Source organism: Serratia sp. Ser99 (assembly GCF_024519545.1).
GTDB classification, from domain to species: domain Bacteria; phylum Pseudomonadota; class Gammaproteobacteria; order Enterobacterales; family Enterobacteriaceae; genus Serratia; species Serratia liquefaciens.
Genome location: NZ_JALJRT010000008.1, coordinates 144,445 through 160,058, shown reverse-complemented (window position 1 = coordinate 160,058; position 15,614 = coordinate 144,445). Strand labels below are relative to the sequence as shown.

The window sequence follows — 15,614 nt, the reverse complement described above, 5'->3', positions numbered from 1 at the left end:
CTTACTTTTCAGTATATAAAATGACGCTGAGGCCAGTCTGGATGCGGGGGTTGTGCAGCACGATTGGTGTGGAAATCTCACGCGTTGAATGAGTAAAATATTTAGCCCGGTCAAAATCAAACACTTTCACCACATATAAAGTACGGCATTCGATAAGCATTTACGATAGATCACATTTTAAAAGGCGATAGAGGTAACGAAATAAAAGTAATTTTTTTGCCCTCCACTAATGAGTGGGGTACTGTCATGTCTGACATCGCCCTTTAAACGATGTCTTAGAAACACACCAGGGTAGTTTGTAAATTAGAATTCAAAAAGTGAAGAAAACACTATGACAACTGCAAATCGTCCGATACTCAATCTCGACCTCGATCTGCTAAGAACCTTTGTAGCTGTTGCTGATTTGAATACCTTTGCGGCGGCGGCAGTCGCCGTTTGTCGTACTCAATCAGCCGTCAGCCAACAAATGCAGCGGTTAGAGCAGCTGGTTGGCAAAGAGTTGTTTGCCCGTCATGGGCGCAACAAATTACTGACCGAACACGGTATTCAGCTTCTCGGTTACGCCAGGAAAATCCTGCGTTTCAACGACGAAGCTTGTACTTCATTGATGTATAACAATATAAAGGGTGTTCTGACTATTGGCGCTTCCGACGATACCGCCGATACCATCCTGCCTTTCCTGCTAAACCGCGTCACGTCGGTGTATCCAAAACTGGCGATTGACGTTCGGGTAAAGCCGAGCTCGTTCATGATCGACATGTTGGAAAACGGTGAAGTTGATCTGGCGATTACCACTCTAGCGGCAGCGACAGCCGATCGTCCGCACATTGTGCTGCGTACTTCGCCAACCCTGTGGTATTGCGCGGCGGATTACTATTTCCAGGCCGGTGAGCCGATCCCGTTGGTGGTGATGGACGATCCAAGTCCGTTCCGCGCGATGGCGATCAAACACCTGGACGACGCTGGGATCCCATGGCGGATCGCCTATGTGGCTTCGACGCTTTCCGCCGTTCGCGCTGCCTGCAAGGCCGGTCTGGGTATTACCGTTCGTCCTATCGAAATGATGAGTCCGGATCTGCGAGTGCTTGGCACAGCGGAAGGGTTGCCAGCACTTCCTGATACTCAATATAGCCTGTGCAAAGACTCCCAGTGCGGTAACGAGCTGGCTATGGCGATTTTCAGCGCTATGCAGAATGGCAATGACAACTACAGCTTCAACGGACCTGGGGCATCGTTGCAAGATGATGCTTGTTTGGTTGATGATGAAGAATAACGCCGAAACGCGTTAAAACGGAATGATAAAACCTCTGCTTCGGCGGAGGTTTTTTTTGGCCAAAATTCGGTAAAAGTTTTATTTATGTCGAGTTCGTTTTATTCAGATATCGAAGTGGGTATTTATTTAAGTTTTGCCGGGTAATGAGAACGGTTATCAGACGAAAAAAATGACTTTCGCTGTTTTTTTGAACGATTAATTTCGCTGCTAAAGACCTGGAATAAATAGGGTTATTTTGATAGCGTGTCACGGCAATTTTTACCGCCAGAATTGACAAAATTTATTAAAGGGCCACACTTTTTTTGAGGTTTTATGCTGAAAACGTGTCCTGGATCAAAAAAATACCCCTAGGTAGTGAGTGGAAGAACAGGAGATTCCTGAGACAATGGTATAGTAAAACTGAAATGTGCATGTTGGTTTATATCTATCTGTTTCTACACGGCAATTAACTGACACGATTTAGCCTAAGCTAGGCGCATCAAATGTTAATTAAATGATACGTATGTAAACTAGTGTGTAGATACTTTTGTCAAAGTTGACAAAAGGTTATAGAAAGGAGTAAAAAGCCCACAGTAAAACGCTGCCTAACTCGCTGTAAAAGCAGTTTGTTTGTGTGGTTTATTTATCCTTCCCTTAAATCGATGTGGTGCACTAACTGCCAGATACAAGAGCAGAGCGATCGACGCCACTTTTGATGAGTAAGCATAGAGTATGTCAACAACCACTGAAGTTATCGCTCATCACTGGGCGTTCGCCGTATTTTTTGTCGTGGCTATCGGGCTTTGCGGTTTAATGCTGCTGGGCGCGTTCTTCCTGGGTGGGAGAGCCCGTGCGCGTGCCAAACATACCCCGTTTGAATCAGGCATCGACTCTGTCGGCACGGCGCGTATGCGTCTGTCCGCCAAGTTCTACCTGGTCGCCATGTTCTTCGTTATTTTCGATGTTGAAGCCTTGTACCTGTACGCCTGGTCGGTCTCCATTCGCGAGAGCGGTTGGGTTGGCTTCATCGAAGCCGCCATTTTCATTTTGGTGCTATTGGCCGGTCTGTTTTATCTGGTGCGTATCGGCGCATTGGACTGGACACCGTCGCGTTCCAAACGTCTGAGTAAACCAGGCACGATCACTAACACCAACAGTCATCCGCAGTAGTCGGTAAAAAACGAGGCATTAAGATGGACTATACGCTCACCCGCATAGACCCGAACGGTGAGAACGACCGTTACCCCCTGCAAAAACAGGAGGTCGTCGCCGATCCCCTGGATCAACAGGTTCACCGCACGGTTTACATGGGTAAACTCGAACATGCATTGCATGACATGGTGAACTGGGGGCGTAAAAACTCTATTTGGCCCTATAACTTTGGCCTTTCGTGCTGTTACGTGGAGATGGTGACGTCGTTTACCGCCGTTCACGACGTGGCTCGTTTTGGTGCCGAAGTATTGCGTGCTTCGCCGCGTCAGGCTGACCTGATGGTCGTAGCCGGTACCTGCTTTACCAAGATGGCCCCGGTTATTCAGCGCCTGTACGAACAGATGCTGGAGCCTAAGTGGGTGATCTCCATGGGCGCCTGTGCCAACTCCGGCGGCATGTACGATATCTATTCCGTCGTGCAGGGCGTGGACAAATTCTTGCCGGTCGATGTGTATATCCCGGGTTGTCCACCGCGTCCAGAGGCTTACATGCAGGCGCTGATGCTGCTGCAGGAATCGATCGGTAAAGAACGCCGTCCGCTGTCCTGGGTTGTTGGCGATCAGGGCGTTTACCGCGCCAATATGCAGTCTGAAAGAGAGCGTAAACACGGCGAGCGTATCGCGGTGACCAACCTTCGGACGCCTGACGAGATTTAAGACGTTCATTTAACGTCCATCTTAGTGCGCTATTGGTTAACACAGCGAAAAGTGAACTTGCGGCGAAATAACCCTTTAGTGTGGTGAAAAAAAATTATGACAGATTCAACGACGCACGACGCCTTGCCGGCCTGGCAGACCCGAGATCACCTCGACGATCCGGTGATTGGCGAACTGCGCAACCGTTTTGGGCCGGAAGCCTTCACTGTTCAGCCCTCCCGTACCGGAATGCCCGTGGTATGGGTCAAGCCTGACCAGTTACTGGAAGTAATGACGTTTTTGAGAAAACAGCCGAAGCCTTACGTCATGCTGTTCGATCTGCATGGCGTGGACGAACGTCTTCGCACCCACCGCGACGGTTTGCCGGCCGCGGATTTTTCTGTTTTCTACCATCTGATTTCTATCGAACGCAACCGCGATATCATGCTGAAAGTGGCGCTGTCTGAAAAAGACCTGCACGTGCCCACAGCAACCAAGGTTTTCCCTAATGCCAACTGGTATGAGCGTGAAACCTGGGAAATGTTCGGTATTACCTTCGACGGCCACCCGCACCTGACGCGCATCATGATGCCGCAAACCTGGGAAGGCCACCCGCTGCGTAAGGATTACCCGGCGCGCGCCACCGAGTTCGATCCCTTTGTGTTGACCAAACAGAAAGAAGATCTGGAAATGGAAGCGCTGACCTTCAAGCCGGAAGACTGGGGCATGAAGCGTGGCACCGAGAACGAGGACTTCATGTTCCTCAACCTTGGCCCGAACCACCCATCTGCGCACGGTGCATTCCGTATCATTCTGCAACTGGATGGCGAAGAGATCGTCGACTGCGTTCCGGATATCGGTTACCACCACCGTGGCGCCGAGAAAATGGGCGAGCGTCAGTCCTGGCACAGCTACATTCCGTACACCGACCGTATCGAGTACCTCGGCGGCTGCGTGAACGAAATGCCTTACGTGTTGGCGGTTGAAAAGCTGGCCGGTATCAAGGTGCCGGAGCGCGTTGACACTATCCGCGTGATGCTGTCCGAACTGTTCCGCATCAACAGCCACCTGCTGTACATCAGTACGTTCATTCAAGACGTCGGCGCCATGACCCCGGTGTTCTTCGCCTTTACCGACCGTCAGAAAATTTACGATCTGGTGGAAGCGATCACCGGTTTCCGTATGCACCCGGCCTGGTTCCGTATTGGCGGTGTTGCACACGATCTGCCGCGCGGTTGGGATCGTCTGCTGCGTGAATTCCTGGAGTGGATGCCAAAACGCCTGGATTCCTACGTCAAGGCTGCGCTGAAGAACAGCATCCTGAAAGGCCGTTCCGTGGGTGTTGCATCCTACAATGCCAAAGAGGCATTGGAGTGGGGCGTGACCGGCGCCGGCCTGCGCGCCACCGGTATCGAGTTCGACGTGCGCAAATGGCGTCCGTATTCCGGCTATGAGAATTTCGACTTCGAAATCCCGGTCGGCGACGGCAACAGCGACTGCTACACCCGCGTGATGCTGAAGGTAGAAGAGCTGCGCCAGAGTCTGCGCATCCTTGAGCAGTGCCTGAACAACATGCCGGAAGGCCCGTTCAAGGCCGATCACCCGCTGACCACGCCGCCGCCGAAAGAGCGTACGCTGCAGCACATTGAAACGCTGATCACCCACTTCCTGCAGGTTTCCTGGGGCCCGGTGATGCCAGCCAACGAATCATTCCAGATGATTGAAGCCACCAAAGGGATCAACAGCTACTACCTGACCAGCGACGGCAGCACCATGAGCTACCGCACCCGGGTACGTACGCCAAGCTTCGCGCACCTGCAGCAAATCCCAGCGGTAATCCGTGGCAGCCTGGTCTCCGACCTGATCGTCTATCTGGGTAGTATCGATTTTGTAATGTCAGATGTGGACCGCTAACTATGCATGATCAAAAAGACAATCACGCGAATAACGAAGCGCTTGAACCCATCAATGCGGCCGCTCCTCAGAGCGGCGTTGATGCATTTGAGCTGAGCGCGGAAGAACGTGATGCGATCGAGCACGAAAAGCACCATTACGAGGATCCACGCGCCGCCTCAATCGAAGCACTGAAAATTGTGCAGAAGCAGCGCGGCTGGGTTCCGGACGGTGCGATTTATGCCATCGCGGAAGTGCTGGGCATTCCTGCCAGCGACGTAGAAGGCGTGGCCACGTTCTACAGCCAGATTTTCCGTCAGCCAGTAGGACGTCACGTGATCCGTTATTGTGACAGCGTTGTTTGTCACATCACCGGTTACCAGGGCATTCAGGCCGCCATCGAGAAGAAGCTGAGCATCAAACCGGGTCAAACCACCTTTGATGGTCGCTTCACTCTGCTGCCAACCTGCTGTCTGGGCAACTGCGATAAAGGGCCGACCATGATGATTGATGAGGACACTCACAGTCAGCTGAAGCCTGAAGATATCGAGACGCTACTGGAGCAGTATCAATGATTAAAGACATTGTACGCACTCCCGAAATGCACCCGCTGACCTGGCGACTGCGCGATGACAAACAGCCGGTCTGGCTGGATGAATACCGCAGCAAAAACGGCTATGCGGGCGCCGAAAAGGCCATTAAAGGCCTGGCTCCGGACGAGATCGTCAACCTGGTGAAAGACGCCGGGTTGAAAGGCCGCGGCGGCGCAGGTTTCTCCACCGGTCTGAAGTGGAGCCTGATGCCGAAAGACGAATCCATGAACATCCGTTACCTGTTGTGTAACGCCGATGAAATGGAGCCGGGCACCTACAAAGACCGCTTGCTGATGGAACAAATGCCGCACCTGTTGGTGGAAGGCATGCTGATCTCGGCTTTCGCGCTGAAGGCTTACCGCGGCTATATCTTCCTGCGCGGTGAGTACATCGAAGCGGCGGTGCATTTGCGCCGTGCGATTGCCGAAGCTACCGAAGCCGGGTATCTGGGCAAGAACATCATGGGCAGCGGTTTCGACTTCGAGCTGATTGTTCATACCGGTGCCGGTCGCTACATCTGCGGCGAAGAAACCGCGCTGATTAACTCGCTGGAAGGCCGCCGCGCCAACCCGCGCTCCAAGCCACCATTCCCGGCTTCCTCCGGCGTATGGGGCAAACCGACCTGCGTTAACAACGTAGAAACCCTGTGTAACGTGCCGGCCATTCTGGCGAACGGCATTGACTGGTACAAGGGGATCTCCGCCGGCAAAAGTAACGACGCCGGGACCAAACTGATGGGCTTCTCCGGCCGGGTGAAAAACCCAGGCGTTTGGGAGCTGCCGTTTGGTACCACCGCACGTGAAATTCTGGAAGATTACGCCGGTGGCATGCGTGACGGACTGCGTTTCAAAGCCTGGCAGCCAGGTGGTGCAGGGACCGACTTCCTGACTGCCGATCATCTCGATTTGCCGATGGACTTCGAGAACATCGGTAAAGCTGGCAGCCGTCTTGGCACCGCGCTGGCGATGGCGGTGGACCACGAAATCGGTATGGTTCCGTTGGTGCGCAACCTGGAAGAGTTCTTCGCTCGCGAGTCCTGCGGTTGGTGTACGCCATGCCGTGACGGCCTGCCGTGGAGCGTGAAGATCCTGCGTGCGTTGGAAAATGGCCAAGGGCAGCCGGGGGATATCGAAACCCTCGAGCAGCTGTGCCGTTCCCTCGGCCCGGGCAAAACCTTCTGCGCCCACGCGCCAGGTGCCGTAGAGCCACTGCAAAGCGCAATTAAATATTTCCGTGAAGAGTTCGAAGCGGGCATCGCCGTGAAGCATTTCAGTAACGCGCATGCGATTGGCGGCATTCAGCCGAACAACCTGCTGAAGCAACGCTGGTAAGCCGACTCGCCCCGACGACACGGCCAGAATTTTTGATTAACGCCTGCCGCAAGGCAGGCCACTTGGAAGCATGCTGACTATGGCTACGATTCATGTAGACGGCAAAGAATACGACGTAGATGGAGCTGACAACCTGTTGCAGGCTTGTCTCTCTCTCGGCCTCGATATTCCTTACTTTTGCTGGCATCCGGCGCTGGGAAGCGTCGGCGCTTGCCGCCAATGTGCGGTAAAGCAATACCAAAACGCGGAAGATACGCGTGGCCGTTTGGTGATGTCTTGTATGACACCGGCATCCGATGGAACCTTTATTTCCATCGACGATGCCGAAGCCAAACAGTTCCGTGAAAGCGTGGTTGAGTGGTTGATGACCAACCACCCGCACGACTGTCCGGTATGTGAAGAAGGCGGTAACTGTCACCTGCAGGATATGACAGTAATGACCGGCCACAGCTTCCGTAAATACCGCTTCAGTAAGCGTACCCACAATAACCAGGAACTGGGGCCGTTTATCTCGCATGAGATGAACCGCTGCATCGCCTGCTACCGTTGTGTGCGCTATTACAAGGATTATGCGGACGGCACCGACTTCGGTGTGTACGGCGCGCACGATAACGTCTACTTCGGTCGTGTTGAGAGCGGCACGCTGGAAAGCGAGTTCTCCGGCAACCTGGTAGAAGTATGCCCGACCGGCGTGTTCACCGACAAAACCCACTCCGAGCGTTATAACCGTAAGTGGGACATGCAGTTTGCGCCAAGCATTTGCCAGCAGTGCAGCATCGGCTGTAACACCAGCCCGGGCGAGCGCTATGGTGAATTGCGTCGCATCGAAAACCGCTATAACGGCAGCGTGAACCACTACTTCCTGTGCGACCGCGGCCGCTTCGGTTATGGCTACGTGAACCAGAAAGATCGTCCACGTCAGCCACAGCAGCTGCGCGGCAACGACTGGATCACCCTGAACGCCGAACAGGCTATGCAGGGCGCGGCGGACATCCTGCGTCAGGCGAAGAAAACCATCGGTATCGGCTCACCCCGCGCCAGTCTGGAAAGCAACTTCGCACTGCGTGAACTGGTCGGTGCCGAGAATTTCTACACCGGTATTTCACAGGCGGAACAGGGTCGTCTGAACCTGATGCTGAACGTGCTGCAAAACAGCGGCGTTCACACGCCTGCGCTGCGCGAAATTGAAGGCTACGATGCGGTATTGGTGCTGGGTGAAGATCTGACCCAAACCGGCGCACGTATTGCTTTGTCGGTACGTCAGGCGGTGAAGGGCAAGGCTCGCGCCATGGCTGCAGCCCAGCGCGTTGCCGACTGGCAGATTGCCGCGATACAAAACATTGGCCAGCATGCCAAGTACCCACTGTTCGTCACCAACGTGGACAACACCCGTCTGGACGACATCGCTGCGTGGAACTACCGTGCACCGGTGGATGAGCAAGCGCGTCTCGGCTTCGCCATCGCCCACGGGCTGGATAATGCGGCACCGGCGGTCAACGATTTGGCTGACGGCCTGAACAAGAAAGTCGATATCATCGTGCAGGCGCTGACCGACGCACGTAAACCGCTGATCGTCACCGGTAGCAACGCCGGCAGCGAAGCCATCATCGAAGCGGCGGCCAACATCGCCAAAGCGCTGAAGGATCGCGGCTCTGATGTGGGTATCACCTTCGTGGCCAGCGCGGCCAACAGCATCGGTTTGTCGATGATTGGCGGTGGTTCGCTCGATCAGGCGCTGTCGCAGCTGGAAAACGGCGAAGCAGACACCGCTATCGTGATGGAAAACGATCTCTACCGGCATGCGCAGGCGGCAAAAGTGGACGCCGCGTTGGCCAAGGTCAGCAACCTGATCGTGGTTGATCATCAGCGTACCGCGATCATGGATCGGGCCAACCTGATCCTGTCGGCGGCCAGCTTTGCAGAAAGCGACGGTACCCTGGTCAACCAGGAGGGTCGCGCACAGCGTTTCTTCCAGGTTTACGATCCGGCCTACTACGACGACGCGAAAAAAGACGTTTACACCGTAATGCTGGAAAGCTGGCGTTGGATGCACTCGCTGCATTCCACCTATACCAGCCGTCACGTGGACTGGACGCAGCTCGATCACGTTATCGAAGCTTGTGTTACCGCGTTGCCGCAGCTGCAAGGCATTGTTGAAGCCGCGCCGGATGCGAGTTTCCGCATTCGCGGTCAAAAGCTGGCACGTTCGCCACATCGTTCCAGTGGTCGTACGGCAATGCGCGCCAACATCAGCGTGCACGAGCCGCGTCAGCCGCAGGATAAAGACACCATGTTCGCCTTCTCGATGGAAGGGAACAACAGCCCGCTGGCCGATCGTCAGCAGATCCCGTTCGCCTGGGCACCAGGTTGGAACTCACCGCAGGCATGGAACAAGTTCCAGGCCGAAGTGGGCGGCAAGCTGCGTCATGGCGATCCGGGCGTGCGTCTGATCGAAGCAGGGGAGGGCAAGCTGGATTACTTCACCCAGGTGCCTGCCGCCTTTGATCATGAGCAAGGCTGGCGTGTCGCGCCTTATTACCACCTGTTCGGCAGTGATGAAATGTCACAGCGTTCCGGCGTGATCCAGCAGCGTATGCCAGAGGCCTACGTGATGGTGAACCCGGCGGATGCCGCTACGCTTGGCGTGAATGCCGGTGCGCTGGTGGAGTTCAGCTGTGCGGGCCAGACGCTGCGTCTGCCGGTGCGCCTGAGTGAAACGCTGACCCAGGGCCAGGTGGGCTTACCGCTCGGCTTGCCAGGGATCCCGCCGGTATTGGTGGGTGCGACGGTTGAAAATCTGCGGGAGGCAACACGATGAGCTGGTTTACCCCTGAGGTGATCGACATTCTGATCTCCGTGCTTAAAGCGGTAGTGATCCTGCTGGTCGTCGTCACCTGCGGTGCTTTCATGAGCTTCGGCGAACGTCGCCTGCTCGGCCTGTTCCAGAACCGTTACGGACCAAACCGTGTCGGCTGGGGCGGTTCGCTGCAGCTGGTCGCCGACATGATCAAAATGTTCTTCAAGGAAGACTGGGTTCCGAAATTCTCCGACCGGGTGATCTTCACCCTGGCGCCGATGATCGCCTTCACTTCCCTGTTGCTGGCATTTGCCATCGTCCCGGTCAGTCCGACCTGGGCGGTGTCCGACCTCAACATCGGTATTTTGTTCTTCCTGATGATGGCCGGCCTGGCGGTATACGCCGTGCTGTTCGCCGGCTGGTCGAGCAACAACAAATACTCGCTGTTGGGGGCGATGCGTGCTTCTGCGCAAACCCTGAGCTACGAAGTGTTCATCGGCCTGTCGCTGATGGGTGTGGTGGCGCAGGCGGACTCCTTCAACATGCAGACCATTGTTGAATCTCAGGCGCATCTGTGGAACGTCATCCCGCAATTCTTCGGTTTCGTGACCTTTGCGATTGCCGGCGTTGCGGTGTGTCACCGTCACCCGTTTGACCAACCGGAAGCCGAGCAGGAACTGGCTGACGGTTACCACATTGAATACTCCGGCATGAAGTTCGGTCTGTTCTTCGTGGGTGAGTACATCGGTATCGTCACCGTTTCTGCCCTGATTGTGACGTTGTTCTTCGGTGGCTGGCAGGGTCCATTCCTGCCGCCATTCATCTGGTTCGCGCTGAAAACGGCTTTCTTCATGATGATGTTCATTCTGATTCGTGCTGCTCTGCCACGTCCGCGCTATGACCAGGTAATGGCCTTCGGCTGGAAAGTGTGTCTGCCGCTGACGCTGCTGAACCTGCTGGCAACTGCCGCAGTCATTTTGTACAACGCTCAATAAGGGGTGAATAAACCATGACATTGAAAGAGTTATTGGTTGGTTTCGGCACCCAGGTGCGCAGCATTTGGATGATAGGCCTGCATGCCTTCGCCAAGCGCGAAACCCAGATGTATCCGGAAGAACCGGTTTACCTGCCGCCGCGTTACCGTGGCCGTATCGTGCTGACGCGCGATCCGGACGGTGAAGAGCGTTGCGTAGCCTGTAACCTGTGTGCGGTTGCCTGCCCGGTGGGCTGTATCTCGCTGCAAAAAGCAGAACAGAAAGATGGCCGTTGGTATCCGGAGTTCTTCCGCATCAACTTCTCGCGCTGCATTTTCTGCGGCCTGTGCGAAGAAGCTTGCCCAACTACCGCGATCCAGCTGACGCCGGATTTCGAAATGGGTGAGTTCAAACGCCAGGACCTGGTGTACGAAAAAGAAGATCTGTTGATCTCGGGGCCGGGTAAATATCCGGAATATAACTTCTACCGGATGGCCGGTATGGCGATTGACGGCAAAGCCAAGGGCGAAGCCGAAAACGAAGCCAAACCGATCGACGTCAAAGGTCTGTTGCCTTAAGGAGCCAGCAAGCATGGAAATTGCCTTTTATCTGGCAGGTTTGATTGCGGTGATCGCGACCATTCGCGTGATCTCGCATACCAATCCTGTGCATGCGTTGCTGTATCTGATCGTCTCGCTGTTGGCGATCTCTGCAGTCTTTTTCTCACTCGGCGCGTACTTCGCAGCGGCGTTGGAGATCATCGTTTACGCCGGTGCCATCATGGTGCTGTTCGTGTTCGTGGTCATGATGTTGAACCTCGGCAGCGCGGTACAAAAGCAAGAGCGCGACTGGCTGAAGCCGTCGGTATGGATCGGCCCGGGCCTGCTGTCGTTGCTGCTGCTGGCGGTGCTGATTTTCGCGATTCGCAGCGTGTCCGATCAGGGCATCAGCGGTGAGATGGTAGACGCCAAAGCCGTGGGGATCAGCCTGTTCGGTCCTTACGTGTTGGCGGTTGAGCTGGCTTCAATGCTGCTGTTGGCAGGTCTGGTTGTTGCCTTCCACATTGGCCGTGAGCACAAACCGGGTGAGGTGTTGAGCAACGCGCCGGTCGGTGGCGAAATGGCGAGAAGAAAATCGGAGGAGCAAGCATGATCCCTCTTCAACATGGCCTGATTCTGGCGGCGATCCTGTTCGTCCTGGGTCTGACCGGGTTGCTGGTTCGTCGTAATCTGCTGTTTATGCTGATCAGTCTGGAAGTGATGATCAACGCCGCAGCATTGGCGTTTATCGTGGCGGGTAGTTACTGGGGCCAACCGGATGGGCAGGTGATGTACATCCTGGCGATCAGTTTGGCGGCAGCCGAGGCCAGTATCGGTCTGGCGTTGCTGCTGCAGCTCTACCGTCGCCGTCATACCCTGAATATTGATACTGTCAGTGAGATGCGCGGATGAACCTATTATATTTAACTATTCTGCTACCGCTGATCGGGTTCCTGCTGTTGGCCTTTTCACGAGGCCGCTGGTCTGAGAACGTCTCGGCAACCATTGGCGTAGGCTCTATCGGCTTGGCTGCGTTGGTCACGGTGCATGTGGCGATGGATTTCTTCGCCCAGAAAGCGACGGGCGTGCAGCTGTTTGAGCAGAGCCTGTGGAACTGGATGACCGTCGGTAACTTTAATATCGGCGTGACTCTGACGCTGGACGGCCTGTCGTTGACCATGTTGTCCGTGGTTACCGGCGTGGGCTTCTTCATCCACATGTTCGCGTCCTGGTACATGCGCGGTGAAGAGGGCTACTCGCGCTTCTTCGCTTACACCAACCTGTTTATCGCCAGCATGGTGGTATTGGTACTGGCAGACAACCTGTTGCTGATGTACCTGGGCTGGGAAGGCGTGGGCCTGTGCAGCTACCTGCTGATCGGCTTCTACTACAAGGATCCGGCCAACGGTGCGGCGGCGATGAAAGCCTTCATCGTGACCCGCGTCGGCGACGTGTTCCTGGCGTTCGCGCTGTTCATCCTCTACAACGAGCTGGGCACGCTGAACATCCGCGAACTGATGATCCTGGCACCGCAAAAACTGGCGGTCGGCGATACGGCGATCACCTGGGCTACCCTGATGTTGCTGGGCGGCGCGGTCGGTAAATCAGCGCAGCTGCCGTTGCAGACCTGGCTGGCAGACGCCATGGCGGGTCCAACCCCGGTTTCCGCACTGATCCACGCGGCGACCATGGTGACCGCGGGCGTTTACCTGATTGCCCGTACGCACGGCCTGTTCCTGATGGCGCCGGAAGTGTTGCATCTGGTGGGCATTATCGGGGCAGTGACCCTGGTGCTGGCCGGCTTTGCCGCGCTGGTACAGACTGACATCAAACGCGTACTTGCCTACTCCACCATGAGCCAGATTGGTTACATGTTCCTGGCGTTGGGTGTGCAGGCGTGGGATGCAGCAATCTTCCACCTGATGACCCATGCGTTCTTCAAGGCGCTGCTGTTCCTCTCCTCCGGTTCAGTGATCCTGGCTTGCCATCACGAGCAGAACATCTTCAAGATGGGCGGCCTGCGCAAGAGCATTCCACTGGTTTACGTCTGCTTCCTGGTGGGGGGCGCTGCGCTGTCGGCACTGCCGCTGATCACCGCAGGCTTCTTCAGTAAGGATGAGATCCTGGCGGGTGCGATGGCCAACGGTCACATCAACCTGATGATTGCCGGCTTGGTCGGTGCGTTCATGACCTCGCTGTACACCTTCCGTATGATTTTCATCGTGTTCCATGGCGAAGAGAAAATCAAAGCGCATGCCGGTAAAGGCATCACTCACCACCTGCCGCTGTTGGTTCTGCTTGTGCTGTCCACCTTCGTTGGCGCGATGATTGTTCCGCCACTGCAGGGCGTACTGCCAGATACCACCGAGCTGGCGCACGGTAGCGTGCTGCAACTGGAGATTACCTCCGGCGTAGTGGCTATTGTTGGCATCCTGTTAGCGGCGGCGCTGTGGCTGGGCAAACGTACCCTGGTTACCCGCATCGCCAATAGCGCACCGGGACGTTTCTTCTCTACCTGGTGGTTCCATGCCTGGGGCTTCGACTGGCTGTACGACAAAGTGTTCGTCAAGCCGTACCTGGGTATTGCGAAGTTGCTGCAACGTGATCCGCTGAACTCGATGATGAACCTGCCGGCCATTTTCTCCCGCTGGGGGAACCGTGGTCTGACAGTGAGCGAGAACGGTCAGGTGCGTTGGTATATAGCGTCTATGGGTGTGGGTGCAGTGGTCGTATTGGCTCTGTTGATTTTGGTTTAATTGAATAATTTAAACAGACGCATTTTTCGGGCGTAGCGCTCTGCAGGGCAGGCGCTACGTACAAAGTTTGAAATTATTCGTATAAGGGACACAAAACGCCATGCTATTACCTTGGCTAATTCTTATCCCCTTTATTGGCGGTCTGCTGTGCTGGCAGTTTGAGCGCTTCGGTACTAAGGTGCCGCGCTGGATTGCGTTGATCGCAATGGGGCTGACATTGGCGCTTTCTCTGCATCTGTGGATGCAGGGCGGCTACACGTTGACTACGCCGAAAGGCATTCCGCAGTGGCAGTCTGAATTCCTGCTGCCGTGGATCCCACGCTTTGGCATTTCCATCCACCTGGCGCTGGACGGCCTTTCACTGCTGATGGTAGTGCTGACCGGCCTGCTGGGCGTGTTGGCTATCCTCTGTTCCTGGCGTGAAATCCAGAAATACCAGGGCTTCTTCCACCTGAACCTGCTGTGGATCCTGGGTGGGGTTATCGGCGTGTTCCTCGCCATCGACATGTTCCTGTTCTTCTTCTTCTGGGAAATGATGTTGGTGCCGATGTACTTCCTGATCGCACTCTGGGGTCACAAGGCGTCGGACGGGAAAACCCGTATCACTGCGGCTACCAAGTTCTTCATCTATACCCAGGCCAGCGGTCTGGTGATGCTGATTGCCATTATGGGCCTGGTGTTTGTGCACTATAACGCGACCGGCGTGTGGACCTTCGATTACGAAGACCTGCTGCAAACGCCAATGTCGCACAACGTGCAATACCTGTTGATGCTGGGCTTCTTCATTGCCTTCGCGGTGAAAATGCCGGTGGTGCCGTTGCACGGCTGGTTGCCGGATGCGCACAGCCAGGCTCCTACCGCAGGTTCTGTCGACCTGGCAGGGATTTTGCTGAAGACTGCGGCCTATGGCCTGTTGCGCTTCAGCCTGCCGCTGTTCCCGGAAGCTTCGCATGAGTTCGCGCCAATCGCCATGTGGCTGGGTGTTATCGGTATCTTCTACGGCGCCTGGATGGCGTTTGCGCAGACCGATATCAAGCGTCTGATCGCTTACACCTCGGTTTCCCATATGGGCTTCGTCCTGATCGCCATCTACACCGGCAGCCAACTGGCTTACCAGGGTGCAGTGATCCAGATGATTGCACACGGCCTGTCTGCGGCCGGTATGTTCATCATCTGTGGCCAGTTGTACGAACGTCTGCACACTCGCGACATGCGTGAAATGGGCGGCCTGTGGGGGCGTATCAAATATATCCCTGCGCTGTCGCTGTTCTTCGCGGTGGCTACGCTGGGGATGCCGGGTACCGGTAACTTCGTCGGTGAATTCATGATCCTGTTCGGCAGCTATCAGGTTGTGCCGGTGATCACCGTGATTTCTACCTTCGGTCTGGTGTTTGCTTCGGTTTACTCGTTGATCATGATGCAGCGTGCCTACTACGGCAAAGCCAAGTCTGACCAACCTTTGCCGGGCATGACCGCGCGTGAGCTGTTCATCATTCTGCTGTTGGTGGTGTTGCTGGTTCTGTTGGGGTTCTACCCACAACCGATTCTGGACACTTCTAATGCGGCGATGAGCAACGTGCAACACTGGTTTGGTTCGTCAGTTTCAGCAATTTCAACAACAAGGCCGTAATT

The 15,614-nt window shown here is 55.3% G+C and carries 13 protein-coding genes; all 13 read left to right on the top strand.

Going from position 1 to position 15,614, the window contains the following annotated elements; all coding sequences use genetic code 11:
- Positions 1-331: 331 nt before the first annotated feature.
- The 13 genes from lrhA to nuoM all read left to right on the top strand — a co-directional run bounded on the left by lrhA (position 332) and on the right by nuoM (position 15,612).
- On the top strand, positions 332-1,273 hold the full coding sequence (gene lrhA, locus NR114_RS16920; protein ID WP_041414784.1) for a transcriptional regulator LrhA: 942 nt from the start codon (positions 332-334) through the stop codon (positions 1,271-1,273).
- 711 nt (positions 1,274-1,984) lie between these two features.
- On the top strand, positions 1,985-2,422 hold the full coding sequence (locus tag NR114_RS16915; RefSeq protein ID WP_020827849.1) for an NADH-quinone oxidoreductase subunit A: 438 nt from the start codon (positions 1,985-1,987) through the stop codon (positions 2,420-2,422).
- Between the two features lie 23 nt (positions 2,423-2,445).
- Positions 2,446-3,120 (top strand): NADH-quinone oxidoreductase subunit B family protein, encoded by a 675-nt coding sequence (locus NR114_RS16910; RefSeq protein ID WP_012146021.1) that lies wholly within the window; start codon positions 2,446-2,448, stop codon positions 3,118-3,120.
- Between the two features lie 96 nt (positions 3,121-3,216).
- The gene (nuoC, locus tag NR114_RS16905; RefSeq protein ID WP_020827848.1) at positions 3,217-5,013 is read left to right on the top strand and encodes an NADH-quinone oxidoreductase subunit C/D; all 1,797 of its coding nucleotides are present in this window, start codon (positions 3,217-3,219) and stop codon (positions 5,011-5,013) included.
- A 2-nt stretch (positions 5,014-5,015) separates the two neighbouring features.
- Positions 5,016-5,567 carry an NADH-quinone oxidoreductase subunit NuoE gene (nuoE, locus tag NR114_RS16900; RefSeq protein WP_104410952.1) on the top strand — a complete coding sequence of 184 codons (552 nt, stop codon included), beginning with the start codon at positions 5,016-5,018 and terminating at the stop codon, positions 5,565-5,567.
- Positions 5,564-6,916, top strand: coding sequence for an NADH-quinone oxidoreductase subunit NuoF (gene nuoF / locus NR114_RS16895; RefSeq protein ID WP_020827846.1), 1,353 nt, complete (start codon positions 5,564-5,566; stop codon positions 6,914-6,916). The genes nuoE and nuoF overlap by 4 nt, the downstream gene beginning before the upstream one ends.
- Positions 6,917-6,995: 79 nt before the next feature.
- Positions 6,996-9,734, top strand: a complete 2,739-nt coding sequence (nuoG, locus tag NR114_RS16890; protein WP_115060980.1) for an NADH-quinone oxidoreductase subunit NuoG — start codon at positions 6,996-6,998, stop codon at positions 9,732-9,734.
- Positions 9,731-10,708 carry an NADH-quinone oxidoreductase subunit NuoH gene (gene nuoH, locus NR114_RS16885; protein ID WP_020827844.1) on the top strand — a complete coding sequence of 326 codons (978 nt, stop codon included), beginning with the start codon at positions 9,731-9,733 and terminating at the stop codon, positions 10,706-10,708. The genes nuoG and nuoH overlap by 4 nt, the downstream gene beginning before the upstream one ends.
- A gap of 14 nt (positions 10,709-10,722) precedes the next feature.
- Positions 10,723-11,265: an NADH-quinone oxidoreductase subunit NuoI gene (gene nuoI / locus NR114_RS16880; RefSeq protein WP_004947256.1), complete on the top strand. Its 543-nt coding sequence runs from the start codon at positions 10,723-10,725 to the stop codon at positions 11,263-11,265.
- A 13-nt stretch (positions 11,266-11,278) separates the two neighbouring features.
- Entirely contained in the window at positions 11,279-11,839 is a 561-nt protein-coding gene (gene nuoJ, locus NR114_RS16875; protein WP_020827843.1) for an NADH-quinone oxidoreductase subunit J, read from the top strand.
- Positions 11,836-12,138 carry an NADH-quinone oxidoreductase subunit NuoK gene (gene nuoK, locus NR114_RS16870; protein WP_012146014.1) on the top strand — a complete coding sequence of 101 codons (303 nt, stop codon included), beginning with the start codon at positions 11,836-11,838 and terminating at the stop codon, positions 12,136-12,138. Before nuoJ ends, nuoK begins: the two co-directional genes overlap by 4 nt.
- Complete coding sequence (gene nuoL / locus NR114_RS16865; RefSeq protein ID WP_020827842.1) at positions 12,135-13,982, top strand: NADH-quinone oxidoreductase subunit L; 1,848 nt, start codon at positions 12,135-12,137, stop codon at positions 13,980-13,982. Before nuoK ends, nuoL begins: the two co-directional genes overlap by 4 nt.
- Before the next feature lie 100 nt (positions 13,983-14,082).
- Positions 14,083-15,612 carry an NADH-quinone oxidoreductase subunit M gene (gene nuoM / locus NR114_RS16860; protein WP_020827841.1) on the top strand — a complete coding sequence of 510 codons (1,530 nt, stop codon included), beginning with the start codon at positions 14,083-14,085 and terminating at the stop codon, positions 15,610-15,612.
- Positions 15,613-15,614 lie beyond the last annotated feature (2 nt).

Coding starts and splice junctions, on each gene's coding strand:
- lrhA (WP_041414784.1), top strand. CDS start 332: ATGACAACTGCAAATCGTCCGATACTCAATCTCGACCTCGATCTGCTA.
- NR114_RS16915 (WP_020827849.1), top strand. CDS start 1,985: ATGTCAACAACCACTGAAGTTATCGCTCATCACTGGGCGTTCGCCGTA.
- NR114_RS16910 (WP_012146021.1), top strand. CDS start 2,446: ATGGACTATACGCTCACCCGCATAGACCCGAACGGTGAGAACGACCGT.
- nuoC (WP_020827848.1), top strand. CDS start 3,217: ATGACAGATTCAACGACGCACGACGCCTTGCCGGCCTGGCAGACCCGA.
- nuoE (WP_104410952.1), top strand. CDS start 5,016: ATGCATGATCAAAAAGACAATCACGCGAATAACGAAGCGCTTGAACCC.
- nuoF (WP_020827846.1), top strand. CDS start 5,564: ATGATTAAAGACATTGTACGCACTCCCGAAATGCACCCGCTGACCTGG.
- nuoG (WP_115060980.1), top strand. CDS start 6,996: ATGGCTACGATTCATGTAGACGGCAAAGAATACGACGTAGATGGAGCT.
- nuoH (WP_020827844.1), top strand. CDS start 9,731: ATGAGCTGGTTTACCCCTGAGGTGATCGACATTCTGATCTCCGTGCTT.
- nuoI (WP_004947256.1), top strand. CDS start 10,723: ATGACATTGAAAGAGTTATTGGTTGGTTTCGGCACCCAGGTGCGCAGC.
- nuoJ (WP_020827843.1), top strand. CDS start 11,279: ATGGAAATTGCCTTTTATCTGGCAGGTTTGATTGCGGTGATCGCGACC.
- nuoK (WP_012146014.1), top strand. CDS start 11,836: ATGATCCCTCTTCAACATGGCCTGATTCTGGCGGCGATCCTGTTCGTC.
- nuoL (WP_020827842.1), top strand. CDS start 12,135: ATGAACCTATTATATTTAACTATTCTGCTACCGCTGATCGGGTTCCTG.
- nuoM (WP_020827841.1), top strand. CDS start 14,083: ATGCTATTACCTTGGCTAATTCTTATCCCCTTTATTGGCGGTCTGCTG.